15 protein-coding genes are annotated in these 17,216 nt (G+C 69.6%); 6 read left to right on the plus strand and 9 right to left on the minus strand.

The features are described from left to right. Positions 1-111: 111 nt before the first annotated feature. The 9 genes from QMK30_RS31815 to QMK30_RS31855 form a co-directional block, all read right to left on the minus strand. Positions 112-936: a DciA family protein gene (locus tag QMK30_RS31815; protein WP_283521802.1), complete on the minus strand. Its 825-nt coding sequence runs from the start codon at positions 934-936 to the stop codon at positions 112-114. Further along, on the minus strand, positions 933-3,566 hold the full coding sequence (locus QMK30_RS31820) for a hypothetical protein (protein WP_283521803.1): 2,634 nt from the start codon (positions 3,564-3,566) through the stop codon (positions 933-935). Before QMK30_RS31820 ends, QMK30_RS31815 begins: the two co-directional genes overlap by 4 nt. 1,021 nt (positions 3,567-4,587) lie before the next feature. Next, positions 4,588-5,811: a ParB/RepB/Spo0J family partition protein gene (locus QMK30_RS31825; protein ID WP_283521804.1), complete on the minus strand. Its 1,224-nt coding sequence runs from the start codon at positions 5,809-5,811 to the stop codon at positions 4,588-4,590. Further along, entirely contained in the window at positions 5,808-6,959 is a 1,152-nt protein-coding gene (locus QMK30_RS31830; protein WP_283521805.1) for an AAA family ATPase, read from the minus strand. The genes QMK30_RS31825 and QMK30_RS31830 overlap by 4 nt, the downstream gene beginning before the upstream one ends. A 142-nt stretch (positions 6,960-7,101) precedes the next feature. Continuing rightward, on the minus strand, positions 7,102-7,569 hold the full coding sequence (locus QMK30_RS31835) for a deaminase (protein WP_283521806.1): 468 nt from the start codon (positions 7,567-7,569) through the stop codon (positions 7,102-7,104). Further along, on the minus strand, positions 7,569-8,249 hold the full coding sequence (locus QMK30_RS31840) for a RibD family protein (RefSeq protein ID WP_283521807.1): 681 nt from the start codon (positions 8,247-8,249) through the stop codon (positions 7,569-7,571). The genes QMK30_RS31835 and QMK30_RS31840 overlap by 1 nt, the downstream gene beginning before the upstream one ends. Positions 8,250-8,252: 3 nt before the next feature. Next, positions 8,253-9,698 (minus strand): helix-turn-helix domain-containing protein, encoded by a 1,446-nt coding sequence (locus tag QMK30_RS31845; RefSeq protein ID WP_283521808.1) that lies wholly within the window; start codon positions 9,696-9,698, stop codon positions 8,253-8,255. A 122-nt stretch (positions 9,699-9,820) separates the two neighbouring features. After that, positions 9,821-10,384: a GNAT family N-acetyltransferase gene (locus QMK30_RS31850; RefSeq protein WP_283521809.1), complete on the minus strand. Its 564-nt coding sequence runs from the start codon at positions 10,382-10,384 to the stop codon at positions 9,821-9,823. Between the two features lie 3 nt (positions 10,385-10,387). Continuing rightward, a complete protein-coding gene (locus QMK30_RS31855) occupies positions 10,388-11,146 on the minus strand; it encodes a GntR family transcriptional regulator (RefSeq protein WP_283521810.1) in 759 nt (252 codons plus the stop codon). Positions 11,147-11,338: 192 nt separating this feature from the next. Here QMK30_RS31855 and QMK30_RS31860 point away from each other — a divergent pair, with 192 nt between their 5' ends. From QMK30_RS31860 to QMK30_RS31885, 6 genes are all read left to right on the plus strand, one after another. Continuing rightward, positions 11,339-11,719, plus strand: coding sequence for a hypothetical protein (locus QMK30_RS31860; protein ID WP_283521811.1), 381 nt, complete (start codon positions 11,339-11,341; stop codon positions 11,717-11,719). Between the two features lie 789 nt (positions 11,720-12,508). Next, positions 12,509-12,775: a WhiB family transcriptional regulator gene (locus QMK30_RS31865; protein ID WP_283521812.1), complete on the plus strand. Its 267-nt coding sequence runs from the start codon at positions 12,509-12,511 to the stop codon at positions 12,773-12,775. Positions 12,776-13,069: 294 nt separating this feature from the next. Beyond that, positions 13,070-13,264, plus strand: coding sequence for a DUF5999 family protein (locus tag QMK30_RS31870; protein WP_283521831.1), 195 nt, complete (start codon positions 13,070-13,072; stop codon positions 13,262-13,264). 101 nt (positions 13,265-13,365) lie between these two features. After that, a complete protein-coding gene (locus tag QMK30_RS31875; protein WP_283521813.1) occupies positions 13,366-15,912 on the plus strand; it encodes a hypothetical protein in 2,547 nt (848 codons plus the stop codon). Positions 15,913-16,100: 188 nt separating this feature from the next. Next, positions 16,101-16,715 carry a hypothetical protein gene (locus QMK30_RS31880; protein ID WP_283521814.1) on the plus strand — a complete coding sequence of 205 codons (615 nt, stop codon included), beginning with the start codon at positions 16,101-16,103 and terminating at the stop codon, positions 16,713-16,715. 1 nt (position 16,716) lies between these two features. Continuing rightward, positions 16,717-16,932 (plus strand): hypothetical protein, encoded by a 216-nt coding sequence (locus QMK30_RS31885; RefSeq protein ID WP_267823155.1) that lies wholly within the window; start codon positions 16,717-16,719, stop codon positions 16,930-16,932. Positions 16,933-17,216 lie beyond the last annotated feature (284 nt).

The following is a 17,216-nucleotide window of genomic DNA, read 5'->3' on the forward strand; positions in this document are numbered from 1 at the left end:
GGAAAGCGGAGAGACGGCGCGCCGCCCGGGCGCCACCGTCCCCCGGTTCGAGCGACGGCTCGTTGTTTCCCACGTGAAACAACGAGCCCAGACGCCGTACGGACAGGCCGCTCACGCTGTCGTGCGCAGTGCAACGGCCTGCGGCACGGCGATGCCCGCGCGTTCTTCCCGCGCCCTGCGCAGCGCGGCGGCCTCGGTCAGGGCGGCCTGGCGGCGGCGCTGGACGCGGGCCTGGTCGATCGGGGCCGGCGCGTCATCCGGCACGGCGGGCGGCTCGGAGAACGCGTGGCGGGACATCTCCCGCATCGCGGCGTCCTGCCGCTCCACCGCGGCTGCGATACCCGGGTCGACCCGGGACGGCACCACGGCCTCGCGGTGCGCTTCGAGGGCGCGGCGGTAGCCGTCCGGCGGCGTGCGGCGCTCCACCGGCACGGCGGGTGCGGTCGGGTGCGGGGCCGGTTCGGCGGCGACCGTGGCGGGGCCGGCCTTCACGGGGGCGGGCGCCATGACGTGCAGGGCGCGGACGTTTGCGCCGGACACCTTCTCGTTGGCGGCCGCGATCAGCTTCGGTGCGCTCCAGCGCAGCTGCGTGCCGACGGCCGGGGCGTCGGGGACGACGTCCAGGCGCCCGCTCGCTACGTCGAACGCCGTGGCCTTCACGCGTCCGGCGAGCTCGGGTGCGGCCGCGGCGAGGATGGCGTCGAACTGGGCGAGGACACTCCCGCCAGCGGCCGGGGCGACCATGCCGCCCTCCGTCATCATCATGCCGATCGCGCTCCCCAGCCCGAGCGGCTCGCGGCCGTCACGTCGTACGGCGGTGCCGGTGCGCCGCTTCGGCTTCTGGCGGGTGGCGCCGTTCTTCTTCGCTGCCTCCCGGGCGGCGAGCAGGGCCTGGCGCGCGAGGTCGACGCCGCTCAGCTCCGTCTCGGTGGTCACGCGATCACCGCCGTGTCGCCGTCCAGCTGGCGGGTGGCGAGCTCGGGCAGCCGGTCCGTCCACGGCGCGGGCACGGCCGTCTCGGTACGGGCCGCCGCCTGCTCGCGCAGCTGCTTCAGACGCGTGGCCAGCAGGTACTCGACAGCGCGCTCCCGGGCGGTGTCGGCGGCCTTTGTCGCCGCCGCGACGGCGTCCGCGCCGTTCGGGTTGTGCTGGAACCAGCGCCGGTTCTGCTCGGTCCGGTACGCCCGCCGCGCCTCGGCTTCGGCTTCCTCGCTCCGTCCCAGCATCGACAGGGCGTTGCGCCGGTACTCCGCAAGGGCCTGCTCAGCGGTGTGGAGAGCGCCGAACGCGAGGACGGATGCGGTGCCCGCCGGGTCGCCGTTCTGGTCGGCCGGGTCCATGGCGCGCAGGTAGTCGGCGCGGACAGCAGCGATCTGACGCTCCAGCGCCTCCCGCACATCGGCGGTGACGGCGGCGACGGCGCCCGGGTCGGTGAGATCGGCGGACCAGGTGGCCGCGACCATCCCGGCCTCCACAATCAGGGCCTCGGTCCGGCGCCGGTAGTCGCACGCCTCGCACAGCCCGGCCGCCCGGTGCTGCCCGCAGTCCTCGCATGCCAGTGCCTGGCGCACCGCATCGGCAGCAGCCGCGGCCGCCGCTTCGCGCTCCGCCCGCTCCTGGTCAGCCGCACGGGCCGCTTCCCGCCGGGTCTGCTCCGCGCGGGCCTGCTCACGGCGCCACACGAAGTTCTCCGCCTCGATGGCCGCCTGCTCGCGCAGCCGCTCCTCGAGGACGCGCCGGCGCTCGTCGTCACCCAGGCCGGGCAGCGCCTGGTCAATGTCCGCAGCGAGCCGGGCGCGGCGGGCACGGCGGACGTGGATCACGTTGGCGCAGTTCTCGCAGTCCTCCTCCGTGTCGAGCCGGACCCCGTCGTCGCATTTGCGGTGCGAACAGGCCGGCCGCTGGGGCAGGCCCCGCCCGATCAGCCATCCGTACGGGCCGGTGACCAGGGCCTCGCCGCCGGTCTCCGCCAGCCGGTCGGTGAGCCGGTCGGCCAGCAGCCGCGGCGCACCCTCCGGCGCCACTCCCAGGCCCACCATCTGCGCCAGCTCCGCCTTCGCGGCCGCCTCCACCTGGTCCTGCTGCCAGCCGTTCTTCAGCCGCTCCCACAGCCACGAGACCGGCCCCAGAGCCACCCGCAGACGAAGATCAGCCGGAAGGCCCACCCTCCGCTGCTGCTGCGTCTTTCCACCACCCACGACCTTCAGCCGGCCACCAGCGCCAGCTACGGCAGCGCGCTGCCCCACCCGCTCATCGACCGAGGACTCATTCGGCTTTTCCCCGCGCAGCGGGCCAACCCCGGCCACCGGCGACCCGGTCCCGGCAATGGCGGCTTCGCTGTCGGCGGCCTGGTCCTCGCGTACGCACACGCGCTCCGGCCGACGGCCTTCAGCCCCACGGCCTTCGCCGGAAAAGCCACAATCAAGCTGGAGAGGAACGACGGGAGTAGCCATAGAAGCGTGGTCTGCGTGGAGCTCTGCACTACCGGGACGCTCCTGATCCGCCGGATCTCCGGGGTGCTCAGCACCGCCGATCCCAGACGTACCAAGGGCACCAGCAGCACCGGCCGGAGCATGATCTCCGACTGCACTATCGGGACGCTGCGAAAACACGGCACCGGGCCCCGAAACAGCCTCCACGGGGGCCAGGGTGCGGCCGTACGCGCGGGCCACGGGGAGCAGCATGACCCGGGCCCGGCCGCGCATCCGCGTCGACGTCGCCTTGCGCTGCCGCGCCACGACACCGGCCTCCGTCAGCCGCGCCAAGACCTTCCGCGCCCCCGAGGGCGAGCAGCCCAGCAGCCGGGCCAGCGTCGCCGCTCCCCGCCCCTCCTTGGCCTTCACCGAGCCGCCGCACAGCTGCAGCCAGCCCGAGGCCCGGGTGTTCAGCACCATCAGCAGCAGTCCGAGCCGGTCGGTCGCAGCGCCCTTGCCCCGGCGGCCGGCCAGCAGCCCCGGCGGCGTCGGCTTCTTGTTCTCCGGCGTCCAGCCGTGCCCGAACAGCGCCTCACACAGGTGCAGCAGCGTCGCCAGCTCCGCCTTCGTCAGCGCCAACGGGTGCCCCGCTCCCCCGCTCTTACGGGCCTTCCACAGCGGCATGACCAGGCAGTCCAGCCCGGTCGGGTGCCCCTTCGCGTTCCTCTTCTCCTTGGTGTGCACGCCGTCCGACTTCCGCAGCGGCGCCAGCACCCGGCGGTTGACCGTCGACTCGCCCACCCCCAGCCAGCGGCCCAGCTCCGCGACCCAGATCGAGGTCTGGTTGTCGTTCTTCTGGCCCTTCGGTGCCCGCGACTTCGCGTACAGCACCACCGCCGCGAGCCTCGCCACGTCCGACTGCCCCGCGATCGACGGATCCGCCAGCAGCGCCTGAACCGCGCCGAGCAGCCGCAGCCGCATCGGGCGACCGAGACGCAGCGGGTCCTCCGGGCCCTTGCTGTCCGGCTTCCCGGAGGCCGGCACCGACCGCAGCGCGGACCGCTGCCCGGGAAGCAGGGCTTCGCCGACGGAGTTGTCGACGTCGTCCCACAGCGGGTGGTCCAGCACGGCGGCCGCCGTACCCGCGCTCATCGGCCCACCGCCCCGACCGGAGCGGCGGACACCGCACGGGCCGAACATTCCAACATCGTCTGTGTCGTCATCGGGCCGGTGTACACGCCAAAGCGGACACCCCCGTTTAGAGCGGTCAGGACCCTCGTTTCGTCATCCACCCGCCGACCCTGCACCGGGCCGCCTGTGGACAGAGGCCCTGACGCCCCGATACCCCCCGGCGCTCCCGCACGGCGGGCAACAATCTTGAAATCCGTCCCGCCACACGGGATGACGCTCTCGTGAACGCCGATCCGGTGCATGAGCGGGGCGTCCGGCGCGACCATGGCGCTCACCGGTCCGCCCAGACGGAGACGGGGGCGCGGCGAAGAGGAACAGATCATCCGGCGAGCCTGGAGGAGCGGACCTGTGGACAGAGTCCGGGCCGCGAGGGCGTACAGCCCCCCGCGAGAAGAAGGTGCGCAAACCTGCGACGGTGTGACACCCGTGACCAAGTTGTTATGGGGAGTAATGCCGCGAACTACGCAAATAGCATGAGCAGATCCCGTCACACGGGAAGCCCGCGCCCCCCGAACCGGGGTGAAACGGGCAGACTCAGGCTGACAGGGGACACCACTCTCGTGCACTATGAGAACGACCCACCTTCCATATAGCTGGACCGACCCGAGCCCCTCGGGGCTGGACCTGGCCAGATGTGCGGATGTGTCGGGTAAGCCCCCCTTCGTGAGAAGCGGGGCGTACTCGGACCGGGTGGGGGGAGATTTCTCCTCCCCTCCCGGTTCTGCTGAACCGCGAAGCCCCTGTGGTGGGGGCCGGGCGGGTGATGCAAGTTGCTGATCTGGCTGTGGTGGCCGTGGTTAGTGGCCGGTGGTGCAGGCCCTGGTTAGGGGCCGATTGGTATGAGCGGCTGGTAGCCGCAGCTCAGGACCAGCTCCAACTGGAATCTGAGCGACCGACACGGGTTTTGAGCCCGGTCGGTAGACGGGCCGCGCGAGGCCAGCGGATGGTTAGTCCGCTTCTTGGCGCGCGCGGCCGATGGCCGTTAGGTCATCCCGACCCCCTTGATTCCGAGGCCGGCGTCGGCGTCCGCGGAAGCGGCCGGGGCAATGTGATCATCTTGCTCAAACGGCTGGGTAGGGCCCGGAGTTCCACCCGCAGACGGGGACGGAACGCGAGGCATCTCCGATTCGGTAAGGAGTCTGCCAAGGAGTGCCTGGGCGTCTGGCGCCATCCTCCGCTGGATGAGTCGGTGGACGGCGTGGGCATCGGACCAGGACACCCTGTCCGGGATCGTTTCGCCGCTAGGGGAGGACGACATTTTCAGAACGCCGTTCTGAACTGCGCTCGCACTCGGTTCCGGAACGGCGTTGTGAAGGCCAGGCTTGGAAGCTTCGGGAGGGGCACCGCGCGGGGCCTTCCGGGCGAGGCGCTTTGCCTCAGCTGTCTGCTGCGCTTCGGATCGCTTCGCGTCAGCTGCGGCCCGCTGCTCCTCAGCGGGAAGATGGCCAACGCCCCGCAGGTGGGAGACCATGCGTTTGCCGTCTTCAAGGTCCCGCTGCAGTTCCGGCGTCAGTTTCAGCAAGGACAATCGCTGAGAGACCCACACCTGAGTGACATCGAGGACTTCTGCCACTCTTTCCTGAGACCCGTAAAAGGCGATGAGGTCCCTGAGCGCCTGGGCAGTCTCGAGTGGCTCATGCTCTTTGCGGAGCGCGTTGGCGACTAGGGCGGATTCGAGGACTTCCTCGGGGCTCGTACCAAGCTGGTCGTTGACGACGACCTTCAGCACGGCCAGACCGGCTTCGGTCGCGGCGGCCAAACGCCGGTTGCCGTCGATGACGACGTACTGGGCGGCGGCGGGAAGCTTGGCCTGCTGGTCGGGCTTGGCCGCAAGGTACGCGGCACGGGTCATGACGGCGGCTGGCTGCAGCTGACCACGGCGTTTCATGCTGGCACCGAGGCGGGTGACATCGCCTAGATCGTCACGGGGGTTGTCCGGGTTGTGGCACACCTCTGCGAGGGGCAGTTCCGTAGGAGGGCCGACGGTTGGGGCCGGACGGCGCATCCCCATGGGGGTGGGCACTTCCCCCGCAGCGATCCTGCGCGCCTGGGCTTCCTCCCACTCACGCATCTCCCGCTCGTCGTCGCTCTCCTCGCCGGAACCGAGTCCGTAGTGGGCGAGAAGGTCATTGCGGGTGGGCTCGTCCGGGTCGCGTTCCTCGCTCTGGTAGCGGGGAACGGTGTCCTTCTTGCGTCGGGTCGTCACGCCGCCAGCTCCTTTGCCATACTCCGCAGTCCGCCCACAAGTTCACACTCCGGCGCCCATTCGAAGAGCGGCGTGTGATTGTCCGTCGCGTCGCGCTGCTCCTTCAAATCGCCGAACAACGCCAGGACGCCGGGGTGAGTGCGCTCCTCCCACTCCTCCCGCTTCCTCTGCACGGAGGCGCCGCGTCGACCGTCGTAGGCGTTGATGATGAAGCCCAGCTCGTCGACCTGGACCCGCGTCATCCGCATCAGATCCAGTCGCTGGTTGTTGAACAGGTCGTACGCCTCAAAGGAAGGAGTGTCGGCCCACACCGGCATCAGGACACCGGTCCGGTCTGCGAGTTCGCCCTCACGACGCTGGACGTAGTGCATCGCGATATCCATCGACAAACCGAGACTGGGCGGGCCATCAAGGATGATCACGTCGTAATCCTTCTCGACCGGCTCCAGGGCGCGGGCGAGAGACTCCTCACGGCCCGTGCGCATCGCACTCATCACAGCGTCGAAGAGAAATGCGTCGTTGCAGGCCGGGAGCAGGTGCAGGCGCCCGGCGAAGCGCTCTTGCGGCATGACGACAATGGAACGGCGGATGTGACGGCGCGCGTTGCCCAACATGTGCGCCAGCAGGCTCGCGCCGGTGTTGATCGGGATCAGCTTCTGTCCCAGCCGGCGGGTCATGTGCCCCTGAGGGTCATAGTCGATCAGCAGCACCCTCAGACCCAGCGCTTCGGCGAATGCCTGGGCAAGCCCGGCGGCGATGAAACTCTTTCCCACCCCGCCCTTCTGAAGCGCGACCAGGATCCGCTGCACCGGCTGCGCCAGGAGGTGCTTGGCCGGGGACGGGTGGCTGATCAGCCAGTTGGTGATGGCCTGGGCGATTCCCTGCACCTTGGTGATGCCCCGACAGTCGCACTCAGCGACGAAGCGAGCCACGCCACCGGCCGGGAGGTAAGTGCCCCACGACCGTGCGCCCTTGACCTCGACAGGCTCGGCACCCGGGTTCTCGTACCAGAGCCCCAGCGCGTGGGTAGCGGCGTCGGAGACATTCAAGCCGTGCTCCGTCGCCCGGATCTTCAGATCGCGGCGCATCTCTGGGGTGAGGTTCACTACCAGTTTATCAAGGGGAGCCTCGCCGCTCGAAGTCGTCATGCGGGCAACTTACCAATTATCTTCGTGTGACACGCCGATGACGTACCGACAAGATGCTGTTCATGCTGATGGAACCGGGAAGTATGGAACCAAGTGCCTTCAGCGAGGGTGAGCAACTGGACGTCGCCGAAGCGCCACTCCGTCATGACAGTCCTCCTAGATGGGCGTTGACCGCCTTCGCGGCCGCCGCCAGTTCGGGCAACTCCACGACCGTCACCCCGGCCTCCACCAGCTCCTCGTAGCCGACGCAGTCGTCGACGAACAGCGACGGCTCCCGCCAGGCGATGACGACGCGCGGGATGCCGGCCTCGAGGATCCGCTGCGCGCACGGCGTACGGGAGGCGCTGCGCTGGGAGCAGGGCTCCAGCGTGCTGTAGATCGTGGCCCTCGTGAGGCGCGGGTCGTCATCGGAGAGTTGAGCGAGGGCGACCTCTTCCGCATGCTCGTGTGGCCCGGTCGCCCGGGAGTAGCCGGACGCCAGCTCGGTGCTGTCCTCGCCGACGATGACCGCGCCGACCGAGTAGGCCCCTGCGGCCGGCGGGCACAGCGCGGCGAGGTCGATTGCACGCTGCATCCAGCGCAGGTCCTGGTCTCGGTCGGGTGCGTACATCAGCCGCGCTCCTTCGGGGCGTAGCGGACGAAGACGACGTCGTCGATCGCGCGGACTTCCAGGACCTTCATCCGGGCAGTCGTCCCGCCCGGGTAGTCGCCGGCACCGAGGAACCGTGCCGCTTCGGGCTGGCCCACGAGCAGCGGGGCGATGGCGAGATGGACCTCATCAGCCAGGCTCTGCGCCATGAGCTGGGTGTGGATCGTGCCGCCGCCCTCCACCATGAGCCGGTCGACGCCGCGGCGACCGAGCTCATCAAGGACCAGGCCCCAGTCGAGCTCGGTGCCGACGCTGACCACGTCGGCCAGATCGCCCAGGGTGGCGCGCACCTTCTCCACCGCGCCCTCCACGGTGACCACGAGCTTCTTGCCGCCGTGGTGCCAAAACTTGAGATCTGCGGACAGATCACCGCTTGCGGTGACGGTCACCTTCAGCGGGAATTCAGGCTTGCCCTCGGAGACGCGCTGAGCTCGCCGCGCGTCGCTGTTCACCAGCAGGCGGGGGTTGTCCCGGCGCATGGTGGTCGCGCCGATCAGGATCGCGTCGGATTCGGCGCGGACCTGATCGACGCGGTCGAAGTCTGCCGCGTTGGACAGGCGCAGCCGCTCGGGGCTGGTGTCGTCCAGGTAGCCGTCGACCGATGTGGCCGCGGAGAGGATGACGTACGGACGCGTGGTCATCTGCTAGGCATCCATTTCTGTTTCGTGGACAAGTACGGCGTTGAAGGAAGAGCGGAAGTCGGCGACTTCGGGGAGCTGGCTCCAGGTGGTCAGCCCTTGATCCAGCCGAGCGAGCTCGTGAATGATCCGTCCGCTTCCTGTGTCCTCTGCGATGGCGAGGGCGTCCAGGCCGACGGCGGCGGCCTGCTCCGGAGCTCCCGCGCCGGCGTGTGCGACGGCCTCGCGCGCGAGGTAGACACCCCGGTCCCGGTGGTAGTCGTCGGGCAGGGAACGGATCGCCGCGGCGAACGCATCCGCCGCGTCAGCGTGTTTGCCCATCACCTCCAGGCCCTGCGCGCGGTGCACCTCGACGTAGGACGCGTTGAGCCACACGCCCCAGGGGCTCGGGTCGCTCGCCACGCTGTCGAGCGCGTTGTGCACCTGGTCGATAGACCGCGCGCTGGCTGAGGACTCGCCTCGCAGGGCGTGCCCGTACGAGGCGTAGGTCTGCCCGACGGCAGCAAGCCGGCTGCGCGGCCGCGCCATGCGCTGAGCGGCCTCCGCAAGGTCGACCACATCCGCCAAGTCCCTGGTGTCGCCCGCCAGCTGCGCCTTGCGCGCCATCACGTAGGTGGTGAGCTCGTTGTCGTCCACGCCGTGCGACCAGGTGAGCGCGCGGTCCAGCCAGTACTGAGCCCGCTCGTTGTTGCCCAGGTCCTGGTAGAGCCAGGACGTGAACTCCGCGAACTGGGTCTGGAGCTCCATCAGGTTCCGGCTGTCCGAGCCGCTCGCCTCGCGGCGCAGCGTCTGGATGACCTCGATGTGGGCCCGTGCCGTACGGAGCACCTGGCGGGGGCCAACGAGGTTGTCGGAGTCGATGAGACGACGACGCGTCTTGTGCAGGTGCTCCAGGGGCGTCGACCCGTACGTGGATGCTGCCCGTGCCCGTCGTACCAGCCCTGCCACCGCACCCGGGTCCGCGACTGCCGGCGTTCCCACGCCGAACGCGGCCCCCGCTCCCAGCCCCACCCCACTGCGCAGCAGAGCGCGCCGATCGAGCGACACAAAAACCACCTGTCCATCACGTAGGCGACAGGGGACGGAGATCCCCTCATCGTCAGACGTTGCCTGCCCGGACAAGGCCGTCGCCAGGTCAAACGACGGTTTGGATACATGGACCCCTGAACTGGATACATGGGACCGCTCGGATACATCGGCCTTGCCGATGCGCTCCCAGAGCTCGATCAACAGGTGCCGCGCATCGAGGGCCGCGTCCAGCACTTCGGCGTCGGCCAGACGCGGGACGCGCTCTGCGTGCTCAAGTTTCGCCAGCTGAGAGTGGCTGATGAACGTCGTCTCCGAGAGGTCGCGCAGGCTGATTTTGCGGCCGTTGCGGAGCTCGCGGACCATCCAACCCCAGTAGTGCAGGGGCGACTTCTCGGGCGTCAGCGCCTTCGGTCGCTGCCCCATTTCACCCCCCTCTCATGTGTCCATGTCGCCAGTATCTCTGGCTACATGCCGGGCCTAGCACGGCCTCCTGGCTCAGGTCTAGAAATCAATCACCAGCGAAAACGACTCCAGCCAGGAGGTGTTCAGTGAACGTGTTGCTTCTCGGTAGGCCGCTCAGTCAGATCGTGAGTGGAGTTCCGCTCAGCGCGACGCTGAGCGAGCCAGCCGGACTTGCGATGCGACGGGGACTCAGTCCTGATGTACTCGAATCCGCGGTCGACGTAGTACTTCTGGAGACCGTGGTTGGTGCGCCAGCAGTCGATGCGAACCCAGGTTCGGCCCTCGGCTGCGGCTACATCATCAGCCCACGCCAGAATCCGGTCGCCGAGCCCGTTTCCGGAAGCGGAGCGGGCGACGATCAGCTTGTAGAGGTAGAAGGCGGACTCTGGCTGGTCGCTCGCGCGCCAGAAATCAGGGTCGGCAGGTCCGCGGCTCACAGTGGCAACGACGGCCCCCTGGTCGTCCGTGACCACCCAGGAGCGCCCGTCGTCGATGGTGGCTCGCCAGCGTTCGAGGGCGCGGCCGGCGATCTCCGAATGGGACCACTGGTCCGTGCCGACCGAGGAGAGCCAGCCTTCCGCCTCGGTGCGCAGCGCCATCAGCGCATCGACATCGGAAGTACTGGCGGGGCGGATGCGGTAGCCCACGGATCAAGCCTCCATTTCGTAGATCAGGACGTGCCGGTCGCCAGGAGCGATCGACACCATGCAACGAACCGGGCGGTCGTCGCCGTACCCGATGCGTGTGTGCTGGGCGACAGGGGTGGCGACTGGGAGCTTGAGTTCGCGGCTCTCATCGGGCAGGGGCATGCGAACGGTGATCTCGTCTCGAAGTCTGCGCTGCGGGAAGCCGCTGGCAGCGAGGATCCCGCCGTTCATCGTCACGGTTCTCTCCTCCATCAGCGGTGTGCCGCGAGCGATGTCCTCCGGGAACCACGAGGTCGACAGTTGGAAAGGGACGTCGTCGATCGTCCGGATGCGGTGCCGGCGCACGACCAGTTCATGGACGGGGAGCTCCAGGCGTTCGGCCACGTAGCTAGGTGCCGGCTCGATGGAGACCTTGATGGTCTCGCCGGGGGTTCGTCCCTGTTCTTCGACCCCCAGGCCCCAGGCGTCTACGCCCCTGGCGGGATCGTCGCCTCGCTCACCTCGCTCGAATTTGCTCAGCTCCCACTTGAGCGATTCGGTACGCCGGACCGTACGTCCCAGCCGCCCACGTCCTTCGGTGACGAGACCGTCCTGCACCAGCCGAGTAACGGCGGTGCGGATGGTGGAGCGGCTGACGCCGTGCTCCTCCGCGAGCGCGAACTCGCCAGGGAGTTGATCTCCAGGGCCTAGCGACCCTTCGTCGATTTTGCGGCGGAGGTCGTCGTAGACGGACTCCCACCGCGCTCTGCGGCTGTTGCTCATAGATCCATCTTCGCAAATGTTGGTTCTGTAGGTACAGAACCTTGACGGCGAATTTTTCTGTACCTACAGTACCGACATAAGCGCTAAGCGATCGACCGATCACGCAGGGCCTCTGGTTTGACCTGCACGAATGCACCTGATCGACGTGGCCCGGCCTTCGGATCGGGCGCCTACCGAAGGGAGCACCACCTCATGAACGTCACCCGCCGCCCCGCCGCCAGCCTCGCCACCGAGCACTTCGACACGGAGACGCTCGCGCTCCTGGAGGCGGTCGAGGTGCCGCTCCCCGACTTCGCCAGCATTGACCTGGACGTCGCCTTCGGCACGCCGCTGGAGATGTACGCGGCCGGCCCGCTGCCCCACGAGCATCTGGACGGTTTGGACATCACCGCCGCCATCGCCGCGATCGAGGCCCGCGAGAACCGGATGCTCGCCGCCCGCGACATCGTCGCCACCGACCCGACCCCCACCGAGCTGGTGCGCGAGCGCCTGGTCGACGTGCTCCTCCCCTACGCCGCGCAGCTGCGCCTCACGGGGCCGGCCGCCGCGGCGCCTCTGCCGCTCGCGGCCTGACCCCAGCCCTTCCGGCTCTGACGGTTCCCATCGTCGCCACTTCGTGTGGCGGCGGTCGAAGCGGCCAGATTCACCGACCGCCTAGCCCTCTGTGAACGCCGTGTTCATCGCGGCCGGATCGGCGGAGTGCTCGTTCCTTGAGAACTGAAGACGCGACCACCGGGTGACGACTACCGCCCCTGACCAGGTAACTGGCCGGGTGTTGTGGCAAGGGTGACCGGTTCGGAAGCGTCAGAAGGGCAAGACCGGAGCCAGAATCCCGGTCACAGTGAACGGCGGTGCGAGTCGGGGAAGTGAGAGCGACCCTGCTTCGTGCCACGGAGCGGCAGCAAGGCGGACCTCGGTCTGTTTCGGCTGCCGCGTGGGCCGAGCGATCACCCTCCCCCGCAGAACCTTGCGGCGGTAGCGCGACGACGCCCCCAGCCGGTAAGCGGAACATCGCACGACCCGGCGGGTGAGCCAGTGGTCGCGGGCACGCCACCTCCCGGACGAAAGGTGGCCAGCGCGGAAGGCAGCAGGCCGCGCGCCGCAACACCCCAAGCACTTCGCAGCCCCGCGCTGCCCAGTCGCCCGCCGCCCGGTCTTCGGGCTGTTCGGTGGGCGGTGGAGAGCGCGGTGGACACCCGCTCTACCAACCGCGACAGCCCCAAGGATCGGACCCCCGGGGCTGTCCAGGACCTGGATGGAGGCCCTGATGCGCTTCAGCATCGCACGCCCGATCGGCAACACCGACTCCGACCCGGACATGGACGAGGCCCTGCGCCGCGCCCGCGGCGGGAAGTGATCGGCATGGACTGGCGACACAACGCGGTCTGCCGCGAAGAGGACCCTGAGTTGTTCTTCCCCATCGGCAACACAGGCCCGGCACTCATGCAGATCGAGGACGCCAAGGCCGTCTGCCGCCGCTGCCCCGTTATGGAGCACTGCCTCCAGTGGGCGCTGGAGTCCCGACAGGAGGAGGGCGTCTGGGGCGGGCTGTCCGAGAGCGAGAGGCGCGCGATGAAGCGCCGCGCCGCCCGCAACCGGGCCCAGAGGGCGAAGGCGGCGACGGGATGACGGACGCCGACCAGAAGCGCCTGAAGGACGACCTCCGCCGGACCAACCAGGACCACGACTTCGGCCGCCGCGCTCACGGCTGAGCGGCCCGCACCACAGGACGCAAACCCAACTCCCATCCCGCACCACGCTGATCCACCAGGTCGGGCGCCCGCACGACGGGCGCCCGACCTTTCGCACGCCTCCAGCCCGGGAGAGTCTCGGGCCCGCACCCCCGCAGGAGCGCCCATGCGTAGCAGCACCCAACTCGACACCGCGACGGCCACGACCGACAACACCCGGCTGCCGTCCTCTTTGTGCACGCACACCCCGACGTGTCCGACCGCCGACAGCCCCGACCGGGAGGCCGCCCGCACCATTGCGAGCCACCCGGAGCAGGGCTGGAACCTTTTGTGCAACGCCGTCCTTCTTTTCGAGGACACCGGGGAGCTGCTCCCCGACGGCCGGATCATCGCCCCGCACCGGCCCCTCGCGGTCGCCGCGGTCTGACGGCTGCCTCTGATCCGCCCGCACCGACACAACGGCCCTACCCACCGCCGTAGATCCACGGTGCCCTTCTGTATGGAGGCGCCCGGAAGAAAGGACACCCCGTGGCCACCAAGTCCGCCTCGCGTCGCAGGCGCCAGCCCGCGGCGAACACGAAGCCCCGCAACGGGCGCGCCAAGGCACCGGCGACGCCGGCCTCCATGCCCGCCCAGGCCGCCGCCCCCGAGAGCACCGTGCCGCTGGTGCACCTGGAGGCCGACCCGGTCGTGGCCGACGCCGCCGACCGCGCCGCCGACCTCCGGGACCTGGCCGCCGACGACGCGGACCGCATCCTGGCCGATGGCCGGGTGCTCGCCGCCAAACTGATGGAGGGCGCCCGTACGGAGGCCGCTTCGTTCACCGAGGCGGTCAACGCTGAGCAGGCGCGGATCATCGCCGACGCGATGAAGGAAGCCGACCGGGTCCGCACGGATGCCGCCACCACGGCGGCCACTGACGCCGACCAGGTCCGCGCCGCCGCCGAAGCGGCGGCGGAGCAGCTGCTCGCCGACGCTCGCCGCCAGGCCGACACCGTCGCGGCGACGGCGGCCGGTGAGGCCGACCAGGTCCTCGCCGACGCCAGCGCGGCTGTCGAGCAGCTGCTCGCCGACGCGCGCCGCCAGGCGCAGGAGGTCGCCGCCACGGCGGCCGTCCAGGCGGAGCAGGTCCGCACCGAGGCCGCGAAGGTCCTCGCCGACGCGGAAGCCGTGCGCACCGAGCTGCTGGCCGGTGCGGAGCGCACGGCGGCGGAGACTCGCACCCGCGCCACCACTGACGCCGGGCACCTTCTGGAGCGGGTGCGGGGTGAGGCCGGCCAGGTGCGCGCGAGCGCGGACGGCCAGGCCGTGCAGGTGCGGGCCGGGGCGGAGAAGGTGGCCGCTGAGCTGCGTGAGGATGCCGCCCGCGAGCTGGAGGCATCGCGTGCGGATGCGGCTCGTGTACAGGCGCTGGCGAAGGAGGACATCGGCCGGCTGCGGGCGGCGGCGGCCGAGGACGCGGAGCGTCTGACCCGCATGGCCCGTGAGGAGGCCGACCGGATCCTGGCCGCGGCCCGTGCCAAGCGGGAGGCGGAGCTCAAGGAAGCCGGGCAGGCGCTGGCGCAGGCGCGGCTGCGGGAAGCCGATGCGGACGTCACGCTGAAGGCGGCCGACGGCATGGTGGCTGAGGCTGCTGCCCGGATGAAGCGCGCCACCGACCGCACTGAGCGGTCCCTGGAGCGCAAGCGGCTCAAGCTCCAGGCCGGTGAGGAGCGCCGGGAGTTGAAGGAGACACGGAAGGCGAAGTCCCGTGCCGGTAAGCCGACCATGGCTGAGCGGGCCAAGCGCTTCGTGAAGGTCAACGCGGAACGCCTGATGGTGATCGGTCCGATCACCGCTCCGATGGCCGTGGCGTGGACGGGGCAGGCCGGGTTTGCCGAGGACATCCTCGGCTGGGTCGCCCCGTTCACGGTTTTGTTCGCCGCAGCGTGGGAGCTTTCGACCGCGTTCGTCGCCTGGATGTACCACCAGTCCCGCCAGGGCGGCGACGCCGGAACCCTCTACCGCGTCAGCACGTGGATCTTCGCTCTCGGTGCCGCCGTCATGAACTTCTGGCACGCCTCCGGTGTACCCACACCCGGCAGCCGGGTGTGGGACGCGAAGGCGGAGATCTGGACGGAGCAGATCACTTACTGGCACTTCACGCCGAAGGCGGTGGCGTTCGCCGCCATGTCGATCGTGGGGATGGTGCTGTGGGAGCTGTACGCCTCGCTGATCCACCGCCGCAAGCTCCGTGAGGACGGCAGGGTCGCCAAGGCCCGCCCTTCCATTGGGGCGGTCCGCTGGGTCCGTTACCCGGTCCACAGTTTCACCGCCTGGTCCCTCGCGATCACCGACGCGAAGTTGAGCACGCTGGACCGGGCCTGGACCGCAGCGGGCACGCAGCTCGCGGACCGCAAGGCGGTCCGGACCGGACTGACCCTGCACCGGGTGGTCATCCCCCGGGTCCGGGCCGACGATCACGGACCGGCCGCCATCCCCGCTGTGCTCACCCTGACCCGCACGGACCGGCACGGACCGCTGGAAAGTCCCGCCCCGGTCCGTCCGGTCCAGCACGGCGGCTACGCGGTCCGTTCCGGTCCGGACGATCGCAACGCGGTCCACGGTCCGGTCCGGACCGCAGGAACCATGGACCGCACCGGCGGACCGGCGCTCGCCCTGGAGCCCGGTCCGGCCGGACCGCAGAGCGCTGACCTGCCGACCGGCCCCGGTCCGGACCGGCCGGACCGCGACCAACGGGCCGTGCCCGCCACCCGGACCGCGACGGCCGCACGCGGGGTGACGGTCCGGACCGCCGACGTGGCCCCCGGACCGCAGGAGCCGAACCCGTCCGGACCGGCCAACGAAAAAGCCCTGGAGGACGTGGCCGGTCCGGACCAGAACGAGGGCGGTCCGGACCGCACGGTCATCACGCTCACGGACCTGGAGCGGACCGCACTGGACCGGCTCCGGACCGCGAACGAGGCGCTCAACCGAAACAACATCGCCCGCGCGGTCCGGACCGAAGGCGGATCCATCGCCACGGACCGCGCCGGACAGATCGCCGTCGCCCTCAGGCAGCACACGGTCCGCTGACCGGACGTCAACGACGCTCTGCCGCTCATGGTCGCCACCGGATCGCGCTCGCCCACCGGGCGCGGTCCGGTGACGGCCACGGCCGGCAGGCCGCTCGCCCGCACCCCCGTCCGCTGAACCTCGCCTCCGGCAGGTATCGGGGCGGGCTTGAACGGCCGCATTCACAGCACTGGAAGGAGAGAGCCCCCATGTCCGGAATCGACTGGGACGAGGAGTTCACCCGCATGAACCCCCAGACCCCCGAGAAGCCCACCACGTCCAAGTTCTCCGTCAAGGCCGGCGGGGTACGCCGCAACACCGTCGCGCTCGCCGTGTGCGGCACGATCGCCGCCATCGCCGTGTGCGGCACGGTCGTGACCGTCACCAGCATGCAGGGCGAGCAGTCCGCCCAGGACCGTGCGCGCGCCCAGGAGAAAGCCGCGAACGCCCTGGTCGAGGCGGAGGCCGGCAAGGAGCGGGCGCAGACCGAGGAAGCCGCGGCCAAGACCCTGTACGGGCGGGAGATGGCCGTCTACCGGGAGTGCATGAAGGTCCGGGCGGCGGCGGTGGCCAAGGCGGCCTCCTACGAGGTCTCGAAGATCGCCGAATGCGCCGCCCCGACCCTCGGCACCGCGGCCCCCAAGACCCAGGAGCCCACCGGCGACGACGGCATCACGTCCAGCCCCTGGCTTTGGGTGGCTCTCGTCGGCGGCGGCGGTCTCATCGCCTACAAAAAGCTTTCCGCGCCCTCCGGTTCCAATTCTGGTTCCGGTGCGGTCACCTCCGCGAACAATAAGGGATTCACCTTCGAGAAGGGTGCGTGACATGACGCTTCAGTTCTTCGCTCTGGCCCTGTTCTGCTGGGCCCTGTTCTTCACCTTCAAGAAGACGAAAGGAAAGCAGCAGCTGGTCTGCCTGATGCTGATTGTCTCCGGGATCTTCCTTCCGTATACGCCGTTCAGCAACGAGATCCGCAGCACGCTCGAATCGGTTTTCAGCACGGCGAACGAGACGGTCAGCGACATCGGATCGTCACGCTAAGTACGCGAGTGTCGGTTACCGGTTACCGGTTACAGGGCCCGGGGATGTCGCCCCGCCCCGCCTTGAGCGCCGCGAACCCGCGTCTGCGGGCCCTGTAACCGGTAACCGGTAACCGCCGGAAACTACACAACGTTACGGAAGGGAGGCTCGTGGAACTCCTCGTGCTCCTCGCCATCACCTACCTCGTCGGCGTCGACAACACGCACGGAAAATACGAGCAGGCGGGAATCAAGAAACCCCCGAAGAAACCGAAAGAAAAATGGGCTCCGACCAAGGCGCCGGAT

Source organism: Streptomyces sp. H27-C3 (genome assembly GCF_030063415.1).
In the GTDB taxonomy this organism is placed as follows: domain Bacteria; phylum Actinomycetota; class Actinomycetes; order Streptomycetales; family Streptomycetaceae; genus Streptomyces.